The sequence below is a fragment of the Dyella sp. CR10 genome (assembly GCF_055814425.1).
Window position 1 is genome coordinate 726,235 of sequence record NZ_CP185986.1, and the last position, 17,060, is coordinate 743,294.

General features: G+C 67.5%; 16 protein-coding genes. 3 read left to right on the forward strand and 13 right to left on the reverse strand.

Annotated elements, in window-relative coordinates; genetic code table 11:
* Positions 1–78 precede the first annotated feature (78 nt).
* Both pmbA and ACNR9O_RS03335 read left to right on the forward strand, forming a co-directional pair.
* Complete coding sequence (gene pmbA / locus ACNR9O_RS03330) at positions 79–1,446, forward strand: metalloprotease PmbA (protein ID WP_473682905.1); 1,368 nt, start codon at positions 79–81, stop codon at positions 1,444–1,446.
* A gap of 108 nt (positions 1,447–1,554) precedes the next feature.
* Positions 1,555–2,007, forward strand: a complete 453-nt coding sequence (locus tag ACNR9O_RS03335; RefSeq protein ID WP_473682903.1) for a DUF4870 domain-containing protein — start codon at positions 1,555–1,557, stop codon at positions 2,005–2,007.
* 75 nt (positions 2,008–2,082) lie between these two features.
* Here the strand turns inward: ACNR9O_RS03335 and ACNR9O_RS03340 are convergent, their stop codons facing one another.
* The 7 genes from ACNR9O_RS03340 to dnaE form a co-directional block, all read right to left on the reverse strand.
* Entirely contained in the window at positions 2,083–2,973 is an 891-nt protein-coding gene (locus tag ACNR9O_RS03340) for a polyprenyl synthetase family protein (protein ID WP_473682901.1), read from the reverse strand.
* Complete coding sequence (locus ACNR9O_RS03345) at positions 2,957–3,214, reverse strand: exodeoxyribonuclease VII small subunit (protein ID WP_473682899.1); 258 nt, start codon at positions 3,212–3,214, stop codon at positions 2,957–2,959. The genes ACNR9O_RS03340 and ACNR9O_RS03345 overlap by 17 nt, the downstream gene beginning before the upstream one ends.
* 75 nt (positions 3,215–3,289) lie before the next feature.
* Positions 3,290–3,739: a hypothetical protein gene (locus tag ACNR9O_RS03350; RefSeq protein WP_473682897.1), complete on the reverse strand. Its 450-nt coding sequence runs from the start codon at positions 3,737–3,739 to the stop codon at positions 3,290–3,292.
* 86 nt (positions 3,740–3,825) lie between these two features.
* Positions 3,826–5,130 carry a tRNA lysidine(34) synthetase TilS gene (gene tilS, locus ACNR9O_RS03355; RefSeq protein ID WP_473682895.1) on the reverse strand — a complete coding sequence of 435 codons (1,305 nt, stop codon included), beginning with the start codon at positions 5,128–5,130 and terminating at the stop codon, positions 3,826–3,828.
* Positions 5,123–5,875 carry an NYN domain-containing protein gene (locus ACNR9O_RS03360; protein ID WP_473682893.1) on the reverse strand — a complete coding sequence of 251 codons (753 nt, stop codon included), beginning with the start codon at positions 5,873–5,875 and terminating at the stop codon, positions 5,123–5,125. The genes tilS and ACNR9O_RS03360 overlap by 8 nt, the downstream gene beginning before the upstream one ends.
* Before the next feature lie 91 nt (positions 5,876–5,966).
* On the reverse strand, positions 5,967–6,923 hold the full coding sequence (locus tag ACNR9O_RS03365) for an acetyl-CoA carboxylase carboxyltransferase subunit alpha (protein ID WP_473682891.1): 957 nt from the start codon (positions 6,921–6,923) through the stop codon (positions 5,967–5,969).
* 118 nt (positions 6,924–7,041) lie between these two features.
* Positions 7,042–10,596, reverse strand: a complete 3,555-nt coding sequence (dnaE, locus tag ACNR9O_RS03370; RefSeq protein WP_473682889.1) for a DNA polymerase III subunit alpha — start codon at positions 10,594–10,596, stop codon at positions 7,042–7,044.
* Positions 10,597–10,833: 237 nt separating this feature from the next.
* Here dnaE and ACNR9O_RS03375 point away from each other — a divergent pair, with 237 nt between their 5' ends.
* Positions 10,834–12,273: an amino acid permease gene (locus ACNR9O_RS03375; RefSeq protein WP_473682887.1), complete on the forward strand. Its 1,440-nt coding sequence runs from the start codon at positions 10,834–10,836 to the stop codon at positions 12,271–12,273.
* 23 nt (positions 12,274–12,296) lie between these two features.
* Here the strand turns inward: ACNR9O_RS03375 and ACNR9O_RS03380 are convergent, their stop codons facing one another.
* From ACNR9O_RS03380 to lpxD, 6 genes are all read right to left on the reverse strand, one after another.
* Positions 12,297–12,509 (reverse strand): hypothetical protein, encoded by a 213-nt coding sequence (locus tag ACNR9O_RS03380; protein ID WP_473682885.1) that lies wholly within the window; start codon positions 12,507–12,509, stop codon positions 12,297–12,299.
* A gap of 400 nt (positions 12,510–12,909) precedes the next feature.
* Positions 12,910–13,509, reverse strand: a complete 600-nt coding sequence (gene rnhB / locus ACNR9O_RS03385) for a ribonuclease HII (RefSeq protein WP_473682884.1) — start codon at positions 13,507–13,509, stop codon at positions 12,910–12,912.
* On the reverse strand, positions 13,506–14,711 hold the full coding sequence (gene lpxB, locus ACNR9O_RS03390) for a lipid-A-disaccharide synthase (RefSeq protein WP_473682882.1): 1,206 nt from the start codon (positions 14,709–14,711) through the stop codon (positions 13,506–13,508). Before lpxB ends, rnhB begins: the two co-directional genes overlap by 4 nt.
* Before the next feature lie 57 nt (positions 14,712–14,768).
* Positions 14,769–15,542: an acyl-ACP--UDP-N-acetylglucosamine O-acyltransferase gene (lpxA, locus tag ACNR9O_RS03395; RefSeq protein WP_473682880.1), complete on the reverse strand. Its 774-nt coding sequence runs from the start codon at positions 15,540–15,542 to the stop codon at positions 14,769–14,771.
* Positions 15,539–16,012: a 3-hydroxyacyl-ACP dehydratase FabZ gene (fabZ, locus tag ACNR9O_RS03400; protein WP_473682878.1), complete on the reverse strand. Its 474-nt coding sequence runs from the start codon at positions 16,010–16,012 to the stop codon at positions 15,539–15,541. Before fabZ ends, lpxA begins: the two co-directional genes overlap by 4 nt.
* Positions 16,005–17,033 (reverse strand): UDP-3-O-(3-hydroxymyristoyl)glucosamine N-acyltransferase, encoded by a 1,029-nt coding sequence (gene lpxD / locus ACNR9O_RS03405; protein WP_473682876.1) that lies wholly within the window; start codon positions 17,031–17,033, stop codon positions 16,005–16,007. The genes fabZ and lpxD overlap by 8 nt, the downstream gene beginning before the upstream one ends.
* Between the last annotated feature and the right edge of the window lie 27 nt (positions 17,034–17,060).

The following is a 17,060-nucleotide window of genomic DNA, read 5'->3' on the forward strand; positions in this document are numbered from 1 at the left end:
TCGGCCGCGGCGCCCCCATCTTGGGAGGCTGCGCGGTTCGGGCCGCGTATTCTACCCGTCAGCCTTCAGGAAACCCACGTGAGCGCAACCCCCGTCACCGCCGACCGCAGCCAGCAGGACCTGGATCGCCTTGCCGATCTGGCGCAGGACGTGATCCGTCGCGCCCGCGCCGCCGGCGCCAGCCAGGCCGAAGTGGCCGCCAGCATCGACACCGGGCTGAACGTGAACGTGCGGCTGGGCGAGGTCGAGACGGTGGAGCACACCCGCGACCGTGGCTTCGGCCTGACCGTGTATTTCGGACAGCGCAAGGGTTCGGCCAGCACCGCCGACCTCAATCCCGATTCCATCCAGGCCACCCTGGACCAGGCCTGCGCGATCGCCCGCTATACCGAGGAAGATCCCGCCGCCGGCCTCGCCGATCCCGCGCGCATGGCCACCGTGTTCCCCGACCTCGACGTGTGGCATCCCTGGGATATCGATACGCCTCGCGCGATCGAGCTGGGCCGGCGCATCGAAGACGCCGGCCGGGCGCACGCCGGCATCACCAACTCGGACGGCGCCAGTGTGCAGATGGGCGAGAGCCTGTCGGTGTACGCCAATTCGCATGGCTTCGTGGGGCGCGAGCGCGGCACGCGGCATTCGCTGTCGTTGTCGCTCATCGCCGGCGACGACGATGGCATGCAGCGCGATTACTGGTACGACAGCGTGCGCAGCGCGGGCGACTTCATAAGTGCCGAGGCGCTGGGCGAGAAAGCCGCGCAGCGCACCCTTGCGCGGCTGGGCGCGCGTCGGCTGTCCACGCGGCAGAGCCCGGTGCTGTTCGCGCCGGAAATCGCCCGCGGATTGATCGGCCACCTGATCGGCGCGGTCAGCGGCGGTGCGCTGTATCGCCGCGCGAGCTTCCTGCTGGATCACGCCGGCAAGACGGTCATGCCCTCCTGGATACGCATCGTCGAGCATCCGTTGCTGCCGCGCGGGCAGGGCTCGGGCGCGTTCGACGCCGAGGGCGTGGCCACGCGCGACAGCGTTCTGGTGGAGGACGGCGTGCTGGTGCGCTACGTGCTGGGCAGTTACTCGGCGCGCAAGCTGGGCCTGGAATCCACCGGCAACGCCGGCGGCATCCATAACCTGGTGGTGGACGCCGGTGCCGCCGACGGCGGCAAGGACGATTTCCAAGGCATGCTGGCCCGCCTCGGCACAGGCCTGCTGGTCACCGAAGTGATGGGGCAGGGCGTGAACACGATCACGGGCGACTACTCCCGCGGCGCCGCCGGTTTCTGGGTGGAAAACGGCCGCATCGCCTACCCGGTGGAAGAGATCACCATCGCCGCCAACCTGCGTGACATGTATATGGGTATCCAGGCGGTGGGCAGCGACGTGGATCCCCGTTCGCACCTCCTGACCGGGTCCATTCTGGTCGACCGGATGACCATCGCGGGCGAGTGACGCAGCGCCGTGGCATAGGCCGCCGGTTGGCTCGGCAAACGGGCCTGCCGCTTGCTAGCATCGGCGCCACCGCCGCCCGCCGGCGTCCGCACGACCAGGAGAGCACGCATGAGCGTTCCACCCGAGTCCGTTGAGCCCTCATCCGGCAAAGAGCCGTCATCCAGCGAACCCACGCCGCCGTCGGACGTACCCAGCCCGGAAGAGCGCCAGTGGGCCATGCTCGCCCACATTTCGGCGTTGCTGGGCACCTTGCTCACCGGCCACTGGTTCGGCATCGGCTGCTTCATCGGGCCGCTGGTGATCTGGCTGATCAAGCGCGAGACCATGCCCTTCGTCGATGACCAGGCCAAGGAAGCGCTGAACTTCAACATCACCATGGCGATCATCGCCGTCGTGCTGCTGCTGATCACCATCCTCACCCTGGGCATCGGTGCGATCCTGGCGATTCCTGCCGGCATCGTGATCGGCATCGCCTGGCTGGTGCTGGTGATCATGGCGACGATCAAGGCGAACGAGGGCGAGCGCTATCGCTATCCGTTCTGCCTGCGCCTGATCAAATAAGCCGGCGACGCCGGAATGAAAAGAGGCAGCCTCGGGCTGCCTCTTTTTTTGTGCGTGCCAGTGTCGGTGGCGCCGTCAGTGGTGCCGGCGGGCGGCGTAGAGCGCAAGGCGCTCGAGCAGTGCGGCGCGTTCGCCGAGCGGGGCGATTGCTTCCAGCGCAATGGCGGTGAGTGCTTCCAGCCGGGCGCGCGAGGCATCCAGGCCGATGATCGACGGGAAAGTGGGCTTGTCGGCGGCGGCATCCTTGCCGGCGGTCTTGCCGATCACGGCCGACTCGCCTTCCACATCGAGGATGTCATCGCGCACCTGGAAGGCCAGGCCCACCGCGTGCGCGTAGCGATCCAGCGCGGCGAGTGTCGCGTCGTCGGCGCCGGCGGCGAGCGCGCCCAGGCCGACCGAGGCGCGGATCAGTGCACCGGTCTTGCAGGCGTGCATGTGTTCCAGTTCGGCCAGGCTCAACGTGCGACCAACGGCGGCCAGATCCAGCGCCTGGCCGCCAGCCATCCCTTCGGCGCCGCAGGCACGGCCAAGCATGCGCAGCATCGCCAGCCCGCGGCCGGCGACGTGCTCGTCATTGGCCAGCCATTCGAAAGCGAGCGCCTGCAGCGCGTCGCCGGCAAGGATCGCCATCGCCTCGCCGAACACGATGTGGCAGGTGGGGCGGCCGCGGCGCAGATCGTCGTCGTCCATCGCCGGCAGATCGTCGTGCACCAGCGAATAGGCGTGGATCAGTTCCACCGCGCAAGCCGGCGCGTCCAGTACGGGGCCGTCTTCGCCCAGCGCATGGCCGGCGGCGTACACCAGCAGCGGACGCAGGCGCTTGCCGCCGCCCAGTACGGCATAGCGCATGGCGCGATGCAGCTCGGCGGGCGGGAGGTCTTCGGCGGGAAGGGCCCGGGACAGGGCCTGGTCGGCGCGGACGATCAGCGCCTGCAGGGCAGGGCCAAGATCAAAGTTCGGGTTCAAACGGTTCTGCGCTGTCGGGGGCTTCGGGATCGAGCAGCAGCCTCACGCGCAATTCGGCCTGTTCCAGGGCCTGCTGGCAATGCCGATACAGACCGATGCCGCGCTCGAACGAGGCCAGTGAATCGTCGAGGCTCAGGTTGCCTCCCTCCATGCGCGCGACCAGCTGCTCGAGTTCGTCCAGCGAGTGTTCGAAATCGGCGGGAGACGCGGGTTCGGCAGGGACGGGAGCGGGCTTGGCCATGGCCGGCAAAACTAACTCAGCCCCCGCGCGGAATCAATCCGCGCGGGGCTCGGCACATGCTTGCACGGGCGCGTTTCAGTGGCCGTCATGGTCATGGTCGCGATCACGATCATGACCACGGTCGCGATCATGGTCTCGATCATGACCCCAGCCGCGATCATCACGATCGTCGCGATCGCGACCATGGCGCGGCGGATGGCCGCCGTAGTGTTCGACGACGTAGTCATGACGGGCATAGGGGCGATCGGCATCCAGCTCGATGCTCACGCCACCGCTGCGCACGTAACCCTGGAAATCGATCGGCAGGCTGACGCCGCTGCGCCAGTTGCCGCCGTCGAGCCAGAACCACACGCGGGATTCCGGCGCGTAGTAGATCTCGCCTTCCGGGTAGTAGGTGTAGTGGTGCTTGGCGCGCCAGCCGTGCGCCGGCGCCCATGGCGGCGGGCCGCCAGCCCAGGCAGGCAGGGTAGCGCAGGCGGTGACCAGGGCGATCAGGGCAGTGCTGAGCAGAGTCTTGCAGACCATGGTGTGGCCTCCGCGTGTCGAATACGCCTGAAAGCTAGGCCCGGTCGGAGAAATTCCTGCTGAACACTGCCCGTTTCTCCTAAGGCTCAGTCAGCCGGCCGCCAGCGTGGCTGCCCATGGGCTTGCCTGAAGCTTGCGTCGCCCTCGTTGCTGCGCCACAGGTCGGCCACGCCGAGCAACGTGTCGCCAGCGTAGATCAGCGGGCAGGTCGTGCGTCGCCAAGGTGGCACGGCTGCCTGCTGGAACAGGTCGCGCAGTTCCCGCGTGTGGCGATCGCCGTGCGGGCGGATTCGTTCGCCACCCTGGCGCAGTCGCACGGTAAACGGCTCGCGCAGCGGCGCGCCGCTCCACTCCAGCCGGCCGCCATCCGGCAGCGCCAGTGGCTCTCCGGTCCATGCGACCTGCCATGCACCAGGCAGCGCTGGTGCCGGGGGCAGTGCCCACAGGCGGTGTTTCCAGATGTGCAGATCGGTCTGTGGCCAGTGGATGCACGGCACGCGGCCTTCGCGCAGGCCGCGCAGCTGGCGCTCGATCTGCGCACGTTGCGCCACGGTCGGAACGCTGCGTCCGCGCAGGCGCAGCCAGTGGTCGAGCAGCGGATCGCGCAGCGCTGCGGGCAAGGCGAGCCAGGCCGTGGCGTCGAGACTGCCGGTCGCTTCGTCGTGGATACGCGCGAATGCCGCCAGCCATTGCGTGCGCAGCACGTCCGCCGCGGCGCGGTGATGCGCGGCGCTGTGCAAGATAGCGTCGGTCGCGTGCGGCCAATGCGTCAGCAGACGCGGCATGATCTCGCTGCGCAGATAATTGCGCGAGAGCCGTGTGTCGGCGTTGGAAGGATCGTCGACAGCTGGCAGCCGGTGCCGTTGCGTGTACTCGCGCAGCATGGCGCGCGGCGCCTGCAGCAGTGGGCGCCACAGCATCCCCGCGCCAAGCGGACGCATCGCGCGCATGCCGCCCATGCCTTCCGGGCCGCTGCCGCGCAGCAGCTTGAGCAGCACGGTTTCCGCCTGGTCGTCGCGGTGGTGGCCAAGCAGCAGCCATTCGCCGCCGCGCAGCATGCCTTCGAAGGCAGCGTAGCGCGCCTGCCGCGCTGCCGCTTCGAGGCCTTCGCCGCGATCCCGATTCACCTGCACGCGCAGCACCGCGCAATCGATCTCAAGCACCGAGCAGAACTGCCGCGCATGCTCGGCCCATTCCGAGCTGTGCGGGTGCAGGCCATGATCGATGTGGATGGCGCGCAATCCGCGCGCACGTGCTTCGCGCAGTTGGGCGAGCGCATGGAGCAGGGCGGTGGAATCGGGACCGCCGCTGTAGGCGACGCACAGAGGACCGTCCGGATGCTCGCGCAGCGCATCGCGCAGCAAGCGGACGAGCGGTTCCGCGCTATTCACGGGCGACGGGCTTCTTCGATTTGTTGCGCACGTAGATCACTTTCGGGCGTCCCTCGCCAGGGCTGCGGCGATCCATCTCGAACAGCGTGGTGGCGGAGATCAGTTCGCTGAGCTTGTTGTAGCCATAGCTGCGCGCGTCGAAGTTCGGGCGTTGCTTGGTGATGATCGAACCGACGCCGCCCAGGCCTGCCCAGCCGTCGTCGTCCGATGCCGCTTCGACCGCATTGCGCAGCAGGTTCACCAGGCCGCTGTCCTGTTTGAGCTGCGCTGCGGTGCGCGGCTTGAGCGGCGCCTCTTCATCCGGCTTGCTGACCAGGATGTCGGTGTAGATGAACTTGTCGCAGGCGGCGACGAAGGGGTCGGGCGTCTTGCGTTCGCCGAAGCCATAGACGATCAGGCCGGACTCGCGGATGCGGGCGGCCAGGCGCGTGAAGTCGCTGTCGCTGGACACGATGCAGAAACCATCGAAGCGTCCGGAATACAGCAGATCCATCGCATCGATGATCATCGCCGAGTCGGTGGCGTTCTTGCCGCTGGTATAGCCGAATTGCTGGATGGGCTGGATCGACTGCGTGAGCAGCTGTTCCTTCCAGGTCTTCAGGTGATGGCTGGTCCAGTCGCCATAAGCGCGCTTCACGTGCGCGGTACCGTACTTGGCCACTTCGGCGAGCAGGGCTTCGGCGAGATTCGGTTGCGCGTTGTCGGCATCGATCAGGACGGCGAGCTTGATGCTATCGCTGGCCATGGCGGCCTCCGGCGGAAGGGTCGGGCCGATGATAGCGCGTCACCCGAGCCGGGCCGGATAAGGCAAGGGCCGCTTGCGCGGCCCTTGCATGTCACTCGGCGTAAGCGCCGTAGCCGCGCAGGCGCCGGTAGCGCAGCTCGAGCAGCTGATCCGTCGGCAGCGCCTCAAGCTCGTCGAGCTGATTCAGCAGCACCGCCTTCAGGCGCACGGCCATGGCGTGCGGATTGCGATGCGCACCGCCCAGCGGCTCTCGCACCACTTTGTCGATCAGGCCCAGCTCCAGCAGGCGCGGTGCGGTCAGGCCGAGCGCCTCGGCGGCATCCTTGGCCTTCTCGGCGCTCTTCCACAGGATCGAGGCGCAGCCTTCGGGTGAAATCACCGAGTAGGTCGAATACTGCAACATCACGGTGCGGTCGCCCACGCCGATGGCCAGCGCGCCGCCGGAGCCGCCTTCGCCGATCACGGTGCACACGATCGGCACGCGCAGGTCGGCCATCTCCAGCAGGTTGCGCGCGATCGCCTCGCTCTGGCCACGCTCCTCGGCGCCGACACCGGGATAGGCGCCGGGCGTATCGATGAGGGTGAGCAGGGGCAGCTTGAAGCGTTCGGCCAGCTTCATCAGGCGCAGCGCCTTGCGGTAGCCCTCCGGACGCGGCATGCCGAAGTTGCGGCGTACCTTGCCCTTGGTGTCACGCGCCTTCTGGTGGCCGATGATCATCACCGGACGACCGTTGATGCGACCGATGCCGCCCACGATGGCGGCATCGTCCGCATACGCACGATCGCCGGCCAGCTCGTGGAATTCCTCGCAGATCACGCCGATGTAATCGAGCGTGTAGGGCCGGGCGGGATGGCGCGACAGCTGGGTGACCTGCCAGGAGCTGAGGTTGCGGAAGATCTCCGCCGTCTTGACCTTCAGCTTCTCGCGCAGGCGCCCCACTTCCTCGTCGATGTTGAACGCCTGCCCGTGGCTGGCATGGCGAAGCTCTTCGATCTTCGCATCCAGCTCGGCAATCGGTTGTTCGAAATCGAGGAAGTTCGGGTTCATTCGGCGCTAGTCGAGACACGGAAGCCGGGCAGTATACCGGGCCGGCGGGAAAGGCGAGAACGGAGCCGTATGGGGTGCCAGGCCCGTCGGCGCCGTCTGGTGATCCCGGTCGGGGAGGCTAATCCCGCGACGGAGCCTGCTGTTCGCGCACGATCCGCAGCTTCGCTGCCAGCACGCCCGGTACCGCGCGCACGGCGCGCAGCAGTTCGGGGATGGCTTCCACCCGCCAGTCCTCGCCCAGCTCCAGGTCGGCCTGGGCGATCCGGTTGTGATAGCCGTGAAGCACCACGGTGGTGCGGCCGTTGCGGTAGCCGGCGAGGGTATGGCGCAGCTGGTCGACGAAGCCGGCCTCGACCCCGTTCAGCTTCACATGAAGTACACGGGCGAAACGCCGGCAGGCGTCGCCCAGCGAGTAGGCGCTGCGTGCGCGCAGCGCGAAGCCGCCGCCGGAGAAATCGTCGATGCGCAGGCCGCCCTCGACCACGATGATGGCGTCGCGGGTAAGCAGGGGCGCGACCTGCTGGTACAGCTCGCCGAAGAAGCTGACCTCGATGATGCCGGTGCCGTCTTCCAGGCGGACGAAGGCGTCGCTCTCGCCACGCTTGCGGATGGCGGTGACCATGCCGGCCACCGTCCAGGGTGTATCCGGGCCACGACGGAAGCGGTTGTCGTCGCCGTCGTTCTTGCGCGGCTTGGGCGGCTGGTAGCGGTCGGCGATTTCGCCTAGCGGGCAGGTGGACAGCTGCGCCAGCTCTTCGCGCCACGGATCGGTGGGATGGCCGGAGAGATAGTGGCCGAGCGTGTCGCGTTCGCCCTGCAGTTTCTGCTCCAGCGGCCATTCCGGCGCGGTAGGCAGGTCGATCTGCACGACCGGGGCGGCTGCTCCCATCATGGCGCCGAACATGTCGTTCTGGCCGGATTGACGGTCGCGCAGGTGCTGCTCGGCCGCCTTCATGGCGTTGGGCAGCTGCAGCATCAGGCTGGCGCGGTTGGGCGCGAGCGCGTCGAGCGCGCCGGAGAGGATCAACGCTTCCAGCACGCGGCGGTTGAGCTTGGTCGAATCGACGCGGCGGCAGAAGTCGGCCAGATCCTTGTAGGCGCCACCGCGCTTGCGCTCGTCCGCAATCGCTTCGCACGCGCCCTGGCCCACGCCCTTGATGGCGCCCAGGCCATAGCGGATCACCTTCGGCTCCACCGCGACGAACATGAATTCCGAGGCATTGACGTCCGGCGGCAGCACCGTGAGGCCAATGGCCTTGGACTCGTCGATGAAGGTCACCGCCTTGTCGGTGTTGTCCATGTCCGACGAGATCGTCGCGGCCATGAACTCCGCGGGGTAGTGCGCTTTCAGCCACGCGGTCTGATACGAGACCAGCGCGTAGGCGGCCGCGTGCGACTTGTTGAAGCCGTAGCCGGCGAACTTCTCCATCAGGTCGAAGATTTCGTCGGCTTTCTCGCCGGACAGTCCGTCCTTGGCGGCGCCTTCGCGGAACTTGGCGCGCTCCTTCGCCATTTCCTCGACTTTCTTCTTGCCCATCGCGCGGCGCAACAGGTCGGCGCCGCCGAGCGAGTATCCGCCGACGATCTGCGCCATCTGCATCACCTGCTCCTGGTAGACCATGATGCCGTAGGTCTCTTTCAGGATCGGCTCGACGCGCGGGTCGGGGTACTGCACTTCCTCGCGGCCATGCTTGCGCGCGACGAAGCTGGGGATCAGGTCCATCGGGCCCGGACGATAAAGCGCCACCAGCGCCACGATGTCCTCGAAGCGGTCGGCGCGCGCGTCCTTGAGCATGCGCTGCATGCCCGAGGATTCGAGCTGGAACACGGCCACGGTCTTGGCCTGCTGCAACAGCTTGTAGGTGTCCGGGTCGTCCAGCGGCAGCGTGGAGATATCCAGCGGTTCGGTGCCTTCCTTCGCGCGGCGCGCGTTGATGGCCTTCACCGCCCAGTCGATGATCGTGAGCGTGCGCAGGCCGAGGAAGTCGAACTTCACCAGGCCGACGGCTTCGACGTCGTCCTTGTCGTATTGCGTCACCACGCCGCCGCCGCCCGGTTCGCAGTACAGCGGCGCGAACTCGGTCAGCGGCTTGGGGCCGATCACCACGCCACCGGCGTGCTTGCCGGCGTTGCGGGTGAGGCTTTCCAGGCTCAGCGCCAGGTCGATCAGTGTCTTCGCTTCCTCGTCCTGCTCGTACAGGTCGCAGAACTCCCGGACGATGCGCTCGGGTTCCTTCTTCGCCTTTTCCGAGCGGCCCAGCGCGCAGGACAGCGTCAGGTCGAGCGGGCGCGCGGGAATCAGCTTGGCGATCTTGTCGACCGCGTTGTAGCCCATGCCGAGCACGCGGCCGGAATCGCGCAGCACCGCCTTCGCGGCCATCGAGCCGTAGGTGATGATCTGGCTGACGTGGTCGCGGCCGTACTTGCGCGCGACGTAGTCGATCACCTCGTCGCGGCGGTCCATGCAGAAGTCGATGTCGAAGTCCGGCATCGACACGCGTTCGGGGTTGAGGAAGCGCTCGAACAGCAGGTTGAACGGCAGCGGATCCAGGTCGGTGATCTTCAGCACCCAGGCCACCAGCGAGCCTGCGCCCGAACCGCGACCCGGGCCCACCGGGATGCCGTTCTGCTTACCCCAGTTGATGAAGTCCGCCACGATCAGGAAGTAGCCGGGGAAGCCCATCTTGATGATGACGTCCAGTTCGCGGTCCAGGCGGGCGATGTAGTCGTCCAGCGTGTAGCCGGGCGCCAGCGGATTGGTCGCCAGGCGCTCCTTCAGACCTTCATGCGCGAGCTCGCGGATGTAGCTGGCCAGGTCGTGACCTTCCGGCACCGGGAAGTTCGGCAGGTAATAGGTGCCGAAGCTCAATTCCAGCGTGCAGCGCTTGGCCAGCTCGATGGTGTTCTCGAGCGCCTCGGGGATGTCCGCGAACAGCTCGGCCATCTGCGTCGGCGTCTTCAGGTACTGCTGGTCGCTGTAGTCGCGCGGACGCTTGGGATCGGCCAGCACGCGACCCTGGTGGATGCACACGCGCGCTTCGTGCGACTCGAAGTCGCTCTGGCGCAGGAAGCGCACGTCGTTGCTGGCGATCACCGGCAGGTCGAGTTCCGCGGCGAGGCCGAGCGCGGCCGTATTCCAGGTTTCTTCGCCCTCGCGTCCGCAGCGGGTCAGCTCCAGGTACAGGCGATCCTGGAACAGCCGCGCGAACGGCCGCAGACGTGCGGCGGCGACAGCGGTGCCCTGGTTGACGGCCAGGCGCGCCACTTCGTTGTCGCGTCCCACCAGCGCGATCAGGCCCTCGGTCGCTTCAGGCGTCAGCCAGGCGGCATCCGCCAGCGGGCGGCCCGTGCCCTGGCCTTCGCGCCACACGCGCGAGACCAGGCGGGACAGATTGAGGTAACCGTCGCGGTTCTGGCACAGCAGAGTGACGCGCGACGGGCGTGGATCGTCCGGCAGGCTGAGCCACAGGTCGCAGCCGCCGATCGGCTTGATGCCGGCCGCGTTGCAGGCCTTGTAGAACTTGACCAGCGCGAACATGTTCGTCTCGTCGGTCAGCGCGACGGCGGGAATGCCTTCGCGCACACAGGCATCGACCAGCGCCTTGATGCGGATGGTCGAGTCGACCAGCGAGTATTCGCTGTGCAGGTGGAGATGGGCGAAGCGGACGGACATGCGGACTCACGCGGTGAGTGCGGGAAGGCTAACCGGCACCCCCATGAGGGGCAAGATTGACTTCCATGGTTTTTACGCGGTGCTCGCATAGGTTGGGGCGAGCATCGTGAACACCAGCGGGGGCGAGTCGCTGCGGTGCCGAGGTTGGCTGTCGCTTGGCCTGACCTCCGTCCAGTTGCCACGGGGGGCCGTGACTGGCATGGTTCCGGGCTTTCCGTCGCGCTCCGGAGCGCTCCGATGTCGTTGATCCGTTCGCTGTTCGCCGTGAAGCCGGTCGAAGCTTCCCTCTCTGCCGACGACGCGCTGCGGCGTACGCTGGGGCTCAAGGAGCTGATCGTGCTGGGCGTGGGCGCGGTCATCGGCGCGGGCATCTTCGTCATCACCGGCCAGGCGGCGGCAGAACACGCGGGTCCGGCATTGACCCTGTCGTTCGTGCTGGCCGGCCTGGCGGCGGCGCTGGCGGCGCTGAGCTACGCGGAGTTCGCCGCGATGCTGCCGGTTTCCGGCAGCGCCTATGTGTACGCCTATGCCACCTTCGGCGAGCTGCTGGCGTGGTTTATCGGCTGGAACGTGGTGGCCGAATATCTGCTGGCGGTGTCTTCGGTGGCGGTGGGCTGGTCCGGCTACGGCGTGGGGTTGCTCAAGAGCATCGGTATCCACGTGCCGCAGGCCCTGTCCAGTGCGCCACTGAGCTTCAAGGACGGGCATCTGCAGCTGACCGGTGCGCTGCTCAACCTGCCGGCGCTGCTGATCGTCGCGGCGCTCACAGCGCTGCTGTACCGGGGCACGCGTCAGTCCACCATGTTCGCCAGTGTGGTGGTGGCGCTGAAGGTGATCGTGGTGGTGCTGTTCGTCGTCTGCGGCTTGCAGTACGTGGACCCGTCGCTGTGGCATCCCTACGTGCCGGAAAACCAGGGCGGCGACCATTACGGCTGGGCTGGCGTATTCCGCGCGGCGACCAGCGTGTTTTATGCCTATATCGGCTTCGATGCGGTCGCCACGGCGGCGCAGGAAACGCGCAACCCGCAGCGCAACGTGCCCGCGGGCATCCTGATCTCGCTGGCGATCTGCACGGTGCTGTACATCATTGTCGCCGCGGTGCTGACCGGCCTGGTGCCATACCCGCAGCTGGGCACTGCCGAGCCGGTAGCCACCGCGCTGGCGGCCCATCCGCCGCTGGCGTGGCTGAAGCTGCTGACCCAGGTGGGCGCGGTGGCGGGCCTGACCTCGGTGATCCTGGTCATGCACCTTGGCCTGTCGCGCATCCTCTACACCATGGCCAGCGACGGCCTGCTGCCGACGTTCTTTGGCGCGGTGCACGAGCGCCATCACACGCCGCACCGCACGACGCTGCTGGTGGGCGCGGTGGGCGGCATCCTGGCCGCGGTCTTTCCGCTCAGCCTCCTGGGCGATCTGCTGTCGATGGGCACCTTGCTGGCCTTCGCCACGGTCTGCGTCGGCGTGCTGGTGCTGCGGCGCTCGCACCCGGACCTCCCGCGCGGCTTCCGTGTGCCGGCGGCGCCCGTGGTGTGCAGCCTGGGCGTGTTGGTGTGCGCATTCCTGTTGGCTCAGATGAATCTGGCCAACTGGGTGCTGCTGGGCGCCTGGACCTTGCTGGGCATGCTCATCTACGCCGTCTACGGCTATCGCCACAGCCTGATGCGCGGACGCGGCTAAACGCCCGCGCACGCAGTGCGCGCTCAGGAGATGTGGAAACGTTCGTCGCCGTTGGGTTGCTCGGTGTAGTGATCGAGGCTCTTCACCTTCAGCGGGTGCAGGTTGTAGTCGAGATGAGGCGCCTCGGCGCCCATGGGCATCTGGGCATCCGGCGTGGCGGCCACGGCCTGTTCGGTCGACAACGGAGAGCCGACGTCGCTCGTGGCTGCGATCGATGGCGTATTGGGAAGTGTCATGGCTGGACTCCTGCGGCCGTCATAGGCGCCGCGAAGTATTCCGCGCAGCCTGGAGGAGCAACGCGGAGGGTTGCGCCACGCATCCTTGCCTGAAGTGGGACCGCGCCTGGTGAACGGGTGATTCGGCGGTCGACGAGGGCGATCTGCCTGCTTCGTCCTGATGGTCTGTTCGATGCGCCTGGACCGGCGAAGGTTGCACGGTCCGCGCCCGGCGACGATCGGACGGGCTTCCTTGTCCGGCGCGACGGAGCGGCGGCCGCGCCTCCCGATCGTTGGGTGGATTTTAAGTCTTTCTCACCCACCCGGCGCCTGCCGAAGGACATGCACGAAAGCCCGCGCGAGTGCGGAGCGTTGGCCTTGTTGATGCTTGGGTCGGCGGCCCGTCGGCACGCCGTGCGAATCAGAACAGCGTGCCCTGATCCAGCATGATCTTCACGGGGGCGAAGCTGCGGCGGTGTTCCGCACAGGGACCGAGGCGATTGAGCGCTTCGACGTGGCCCGGCGTGCCATAGCCCTTGTGGGCGGCGAATCCATAGCCCGGATAACGCTCCTCCATCGCCACCATGAGGCGGTCGCGCGTGACCTTGGCCAGGATGGAGGCGGCGCTGATCGCCGGTTCCAGCGCATCGCCGCCGACGATGGCGCGGCCGGGGCAGGGCAGGTCCTTGGGCAGGGCGTTGCCGTCGATCCAGGCCTCGTGCGCGCCGGGCGCAAGCCCCGCGACCGCGCGGCTCATGCCCGCCATGGTGGCCTGGAAAATATTGAGCTGGTCGATTTCGGCCACGCTCATCGCCACGACGCTGTAGGCAATGGCGTGGGCTACGACCAATTCGTACAGCGCTTCGCGTTTCGCTTCGCTGAGCTTCTTGGAGTCGTCCAGTCCGTCGATCGGACGGGCGGGATCGAGGATCACCGCCGCGACCACCACCGGTCCCGCGAGCGGGCCGCGGCCGGCTTCGTCGACGCCGGCGATGTAGCGCAGCGGTTTCTTCGCTCTCATCGCGGGCGTTCGATCAGCTCGATGACCGCATCGGCGGCGTGGTCGCCGGCGTCGCCTTCGAGCTCGCCGCGCAACGCGCGGTGCAGCTGTTCGAAGGCCGCCACGATTTCTCCGCGGCGCTGGCTGTCGCGAAACAGCGCGAGGACGGCGGTGGAGAGCTTGTCCGGCGTGCAGTCGTCCTGCATGAGTTCCGGGACGAGGAGAGCCTTGTCGCCCAGGCCGCACGCGCGCGCCAGGATGTTCGGCAGCGCGTAGACGTCGGTCTTGAGCATCTTCAGCGCGCGTGCGATGCGATAGCTCATGGGCGAGACGCGGTAGCCCACCACCATCGGGCGCTTCGCCAGCATGGCCTCGAGGGTAGCGGTGCCGGATGCCAGCAGTACGACATCCGCGGCGAGCATGGCCTCGTGCGCGCGGCCGTCCAGCAGGAGCGGCGTGTCGTCGTTCGCCGGTCCGTCGCCGATCAGCGCCTTCAGCGAGGCGTGCACGCGCGCGTTTGCGGCGGGAACGATGATGCGCAGACCGGGCAGCTGCGCGGCCACCTGGCGCGCGGCATCGAGGAAGATGCAGCCCAGACGCGACACTTCGGAAGCACGACTGCCGGGCAGTACGGCCAATACCGGCGCGTTCTGCGGCAGGCCGAGGAAATCGCGCGCGCCGATGCGATCGGAGACCAGGGCGAAGCGGTCGGCCAGCGGATGGCCCACGAAACGCGCATCCACCCCGTGGCGAGCGTAGATGGCCGGCTCCATCGGGAACAGACACAGCACGCGGTCGGCGCTGCGGCCGATCTTCGCGGCGCGCTTCTCGCGCCAGGCCCACACGGATGGACTGACGTAGTGCACGGTACGCAGCCCGGCGGCACGCACGCGCTGCTCGACACCGAGATTGAAGTCCGGCGCATCGATGCCCACCACCACGGCGGGCTTCGCAGCGATCAGCCGCTCGACGAGCGCCTTGCGCAGACGCAGCAGGCGGGGCAGGTGGCTGACCACTTCGGCGAGGCCGAACAGCGACAGCTCGCGGATGTCGTACCAGGATTCGAAACCCTGCGCCTGCATGCGCGCGCCGCCGATGCCGACGAAGCGGGCGTCGGGGTAGCGCCGGCGCAGCGCTACGATCAGATCGGCTCCGAGCTGGTCACCGGAGTCTTCGCCGGCGATGAGGGCGATGCAGCGTGAGGTGTCGGTTGTCGACGACATGGTGCAGTTCAGAGCAAGAGCTCGTGCCGGATTTGACGATATGCGGGTCGCATATCGTCAGCGCGCCAGCGCGCGGTCGCTGCGTTCGAGGAATTCGAGCATGGCACGCACATCGTCGCTCTCCTGCGCCAGTGTCACGAGTTGTTCGCGCGCGTCTGATAGCGTGAGGCCAGCCATGTACAGCGTCCGGTACGCGCGCTTGATCGCGGCGATGCGCGACGGCTCGAAACCACGTCGCTTGAGGCCCTCGCTGTTGATGCCGCGGGGGCGGCCGCGCTGCTCGTTTGCCATCATGACGAATGGCGGCACATCGGATCCGACCAGGCAACCCATGCCGATGAAGGCGTGCGCGCCGACCTTGCAGAACTGATGCACGCCAGAGAAGCCGGACATGATCACGTAGTCGCCGATCTCCACGTGCCCGGCCAGCGCCGAGTAGTTGGAGAACACGGTGTGGTTGCCGATCTGGCAGTCATGCGCGACGTGGACGTACGCAAGCAGCCAGTTATCGTTGCCAACGCGGGTGATGCCGCCGCCGTCGCCAGTGCCGCGGTTGATCGTGACGAATTCGCGGATCAGATTGCGGTCGCCGATCACCAGTTCAGTGCGCTCGCCTTGGAATTTCTTGTCCTGCGGCGCGCCACCCAGCGAGGCGAACTGGCTGATGCGATTGTCGCGGCCGATCCGCGTCGGGCCCTCGATCACGACATGCGGACCGACCACCGTACCGTCGCCGATCTCCACCTCGGCGCCGATCACGCTGTAGGCGCCGACGCTGACGTTGGCACCCAGCCTGGCGGACGGGTCGATCTGAGCGGTGGGATGGATCATTTGTCGGACCTCGCCGCACAGACCAGCTGGCAGGAGGCGACTTTCTTGCCGTTGACGCGGCTCTCCGCTTCGAACATGCCCATGCCGCGCAGCAGGCGCAGCAGCTTCACTTCCATGAGCAGCTGATCGCCCGGCACGACGGGGCTGTAGAAGCGCGCGTCGTCGATCTTGGCCAGATAGAACAGCGGGCTGCCGGTGTCGCCCTTGAGGCGGCTGCTGATCTGCGTGAGCAGACCGGCGGTCTGCGCCATGGCCTCCACGATCAGCACACCAGGCATCACCGGATGGCCGGGGAAGTGACCCTGGAAGAACGGCTCGTTGATGGTCACGTTCTTCAGGCCCACCACGCGCTGATCCGGTTCGAGTTCGACCACCCGGTCCACCAGCAGAAACGGATAGCGATGCGGCAGCAGGTGCTGGATCTGCTCCACGTTCACCGGCAGGTGGAAGGGCACGGTTTTCTCACTCATTGTTGCTGTCCTTCTCCAGCGCCGAAAGGCGGCGCACGTATTCATCCAGGTGCTTGAAACGGGCCGCGTTGCGCCGCCACTGGCGGTTTTCCTGCAACGGAACCCCCGAGGAATACTCGCCGGGCTCGCGGATCGAATGCGTCACCAGGCTTTTCGCGGTAATGGTAACCCGGTCGGCCAGCTCCAGATGGCCCAGCACGCCGGCGTTGCCGCCGATCATGCAGTAGCGGCCGATCCGGGCACTGCCGGCCACTGCGGCGCAGCCGGCCATGGCAGTGTGGGCGCCGACGTGGACGTTGTGGGCGATCTGGATCTGGTTGTCCAGGCGCACGTCCTCTTCCAGCACGGTGTCTTCCAGTGCGCCGCGGTCGATGGTGGTGTTGGCGCCGATCTCGCAATCGTCGCCGATGCGCACGCCGCCGAGCTGCGGCAGCTTGATCCAATGATCGCGATCGAATGCGAGGCCGAAGCCGTCCGAGCCGATCACCGCACCCGGGTGGATCAGCACGCGCTTGCCCAGCGTCACGCGGGTGACCAGGGTGACGCGCGCGACCAGCCTCGATTGCGCGCCGACCACGCAGCCTGCGCCGACGATGCAATGCGGGCCGAGCACCGCGCCGTCCTCGATCACCGCATCTTCATCGACCACGCAGCAGGGGCCGATGCTGGCGGTGGGCGCCACGCGCGCGCTGGGTGAAACCACGGCGCTCACGTGGATGCCCGCCGGCGAGGCCGGCAAGCGCTCGAACAGGGCGGCGATTTTCGCGTAGGCGACGTAAGGGTCCTTGGCGACCAGCGCGGCGGTGGGGCAGTCGGCGAGGTTTTCCTCGCGCAGCACCACCACGCCGGCCTGGGTGGCCACCATCTGGGCGCCGTACTTGCTGTTGGACAGAAAGCTCAACTGGCTGGGGCCGGCGCCGGCCAGCGTGCCGACGCCGTCGATGACGCGCCGGCCGTCGCCCTGGAAGGCGAGGCCGAAGCGCTCGGCCAGCTCGGCCACGGTGTATTGGATGGTGCTCATGCGGGCTCCCTGAAGCTGCGTGCATTG